This window comes from Kineococcus indalonis (assembly GCF_009906395.1).
GTDB classification, from domain to species: domain Bacteria; phylum Actinomycetota; class Actinomycetes; order Actinomycetales; family Kineococcaceae; genus Kineococcus; species Kineococcus indalonis.
In genome coordinates this window covers 1-2,865 of the sequence record NZ_JAAALM010000512.1, presented here as the reverse complement: position 1 = coordinate 2,865, position 2,865 = coordinate 1, and the positions used below count along the sequence as shown (strand labels likewise).

Annotated in this window: 3 protein-coding genes and 1 pseudogene; 2 read left to right on the top strand and 2 right to left on the bottom strand. The window is 77.7% G+C overall.

Annotation, left to right across the window (positions count from 1 at the left end):
* Window positions 1–16: 16 nt before the first annotated feature.
* Entirely contained in the window at window positions 17–973 is a 957-nt protein-coding gene (locus tag GTR00_RS18195) for an ABC transporter ATP-binding protein (RefSeq protein WP_166612987.1), read from the top strand.
* Between the two features lie 67 nt (window positions 974–1,040).
* Here the strand turns inward: GTR00_RS18195 and GTR00_RS18190 are convergent, their stop codons facing one another.
* On the bottom strand, window positions 1,041–1,319 hold the full coding sequence (locus tag GTR00_RS18190) for a YciI family protein (RefSeq protein ID WP_166612986.1): 279 nt from the start codon (window positions 1,317–1,319) through the stop codon (window positions 1,041–1,043).
* A gap of 70 nt (window positions 1,320–1,389) precedes the next feature.
* A complete protein-coding gene (locus GTR00_RS18185) occupies window positions 1,390–2,214 on the bottom strand; it encodes an aldo/keto reductase (RefSeq protein WP_166612985.1) in 825 nt (274 codons plus the stop codon).
* Between the two features lie 130 nt (window positions 2,215–2,344).
* On the opposite strand from GTR00_RS18185, the pseudogene GTR00_RS18180 reads away from it, so the two are divergent.
* Window positions 2,345–2,865, top strand: a pseudogene (locus tag GTR00_RS18180) (hypothetical protein); the annotation flags it as partial.

The following is a 2,865-nucleotide window of genomic DNA, read 5'->3' as shown; positions in this document are numbered from 1 at the left end:
GGGCGGGGCGCCCGCGGTGGAGGTGCGCGACCTGGTGCGCGAGTACGTGCAGCGCGTGCCGGCCGGGCGGTTGCGCCGCCGCCGGGTCGTCGTGCGCGCCGTCGACGGGCTCTCGCTGCGGATCGGGCGCGGGGAGTCGGTGGGGTTCATCGGCGCCAACGGCGCCGGCAAGTCCACGACCGTGAAGCTGCTCACCGGCATCCTCGTGCCCACCGCCGGCACCGTGCGCACCTGCGGGCTGGACCCGGCCGCGCGCCGGCGCGAGCTGGCCCGGCGCGTGGGCGTGGTGTTCGGCCAGCGCAGCCAGCTGTGGTGGGACCTGCCGCTGGCCGAGTCGTTCCGGCTGCTCGCCGCGATCCACGGCCTGCCCCGGCAGCGCTGGCGCGCCCGCCGCGACGACCTCGTCGAGCGCCTGGAGCTGGCCGGCTTCCTGGCCACCCCCGTGCGCCAGCTCTCGCTGGGGCAGCGGATGCGCGGGGAGGTGGCCGCCGCGCTGCTGCACTCCCCGGAGCTGCTGCTGCTGGACGAGCCGACGATCGGCCTGGACGTGCTCTCCAGCGAGCGCCTGCGCCGGTTCCTGCGCGCCGAGCGCGCCGAGCGCGGCACCACCCTGCTGCTGACCACGCACGACATGGTCGACGTGCAGCGGCTGTGCGAGCGGGTGCTCGTGGTGGACTCCGGCCGCCTGGCCTACGACGGGGACCTGCCCGGCCTGGCGCGCCGCGTGGGCGCGCGCCGGGTGCTGGTGGTGGACCTGCGCGAACCCGCCGCGCCGCTGCGGGTGCCCGGCGCGGACCTGCTGACCGTGGAGGGCGGCGGGCTGCGCCAGCGCCTGGCGTTCGACCCGGCCGCCACCACCGCCGCGGCCGTGCTGGCGGCCGTCTCGCGGGTGGCGGAGGTGCGCGACCTGTCCGTGGAGGAACCCGACGTCGCCGACGTGGTGCGCCAGCTGTACGCCTCCGCGCGCCGCTGACGCCGGGTCCCGCCCCGGCCCGGCAGGGGCAGGGCCGGTGCCGGTGCCGGTGCCGGTCCCGCCGCTGTCAGAGGGAGCCGAGCAGGCGGCCCTTCACCGGCGTCCAGCCCACCACGCGGCGCTCGGCGACGATGCCGCGGCCGTGGAAGGGGTCCTCGTCGAGCAGGGACTCCACGGCCGCCGCGTCGGGCGCGTCGAAGACGAGGAAGGCGCCCTCGGCGTCGGTGGGCCCGGACAGCACGAGGCGCTCGCCCAGCCCGCCGAGCCACTCCCGGTGCGCGGGGCGCACCTCGTCGCGCGCGGCGGTGTCCGGCGTGTAGGCGTAGGTGGCGACGAAGTACGGCACTGCTCCCCCTGGGGTGCTCGGCGGTCGGTCGCCGCGGACGCTACCGCCCGCCGCGGCGGGCGGGGGGCGCTCAGCCGAAGGTGTCGGGGTCCGGGCCGGTGCGCTCGTCGCGGTTCAGGGCGCTGAGGTCGGCGACCTGCTCGTCGCTGAGGGTGAAGCCGAACACGTCGATGTTGCTCGCGATGCGCGAGGGCGTGACCGACTTGGGGATGACGACGTTGCCCAGCTGCAGGTGCCAGCGCAGGACGACCTGCGCGGGCTCGCGGCCGGTCTCGGCGGCGACGCGGGTGACGACGGGGTCGGAGAGCAGCTGACCGCCGCGCGCCAGCGGGCTCCACGCCTCGGTGGCGATGCCGTGCTCGGCGTGGAAGGCGCGCAGGTCCTCCTGCACCAGGTACGGGTGCAGCTCCACCTGGTTGACGGTGGGCACGACCCCCGTCTCGTCGATCAGCTTGCGCAGGTGCGTCTTCTGGAAGTTGGAGACGCCGATGGAGCGGATGCGCCCCTCGCGCTGCAGCTCCGCGAACGCCTGCCAGGTCTCGACGTAGTCGTCGCGCTGGGTGGGCCAGTGGATGAGGTACAGGTCCAGGTGCTCCAGCTGGAGCTTGGCCATGCTCTCGTCGAAGGCGCGCAGCGTGCGCTCGCGGCCGTGCTGCTCGTTGGCGAGCTTGGTGGTGATGAACACGTCCTGGCGGGGCAGGTCGCTGATGCGCAGCGCGTCGCCCACGCCGGCCTCGTTGCCGTAGCCGGCGGCGGTGTCGACGTGGCGGTACCCGGCGCTGAGGGCGTTGAGCACCACCTCGACGGTCCCCTCCTGCGGCACCTGCCACACGCCCAGGCCGAGCTGGGGCATCTGGACCCCGTCGTGCAGCGTCACGTCCGGAACTGCGGGCACGCGTCCTCCTCGTCGGTCCTGCGGGTCGGCGCCGAGGCTACGTGCGCCGGCGGGGCCCCGCGCGGGGAGCGGCGCGGCGGGTGCGCGGCGCGGCGGGTGCGCGGCGCGGCGGGTGCGCGAGGATGCGCCCGTGCACCTCGACGCCTTCGCGGCCGGCCTGCCCACGTGCGAGCTGGGCGCGCGCCTGGAGGGGGCGCTGGAGCCGGGCGCGCCCGGCGGGCCGGCCGGCGCGCCGGTGCGCCGCGAGGACTTCCGCGACCTGGCGGCGGCGTGCCTGCGCCGGGCGGCCGGGCAGGGCGTGCGGCGCGTGGAGGTCTCCGTCGACGCGCAGGTGCACGTGGCGCGCGGGGCGGCGCTGGAGGACGTGCTCGGCGGCTGCCACGAGGCGGTGCAGCGCGCCCGCGCCGAGCTGGGCCTGTCCGCGGGGCTGGTGCTGCGCCTGGCGCGCGAGGCGCCGGTGGGCGGTGCCGAGGCGGTGCCGGGGGCCGAGGCGGTGCTGGAGGAGGTCCTGGCCGGCGGGCCGGAGCAGCGGGCGCGGATCGCCGGCGTCGCCCTGGGCCCCGGCGGGCCCGGCGGGGGCGGGCAGCCGCCGGAGCGGTTCGCCCCGCTGCTGGAGCGGGCGCGCTCGGCCGGGTACCGGCTGAGCGCGCC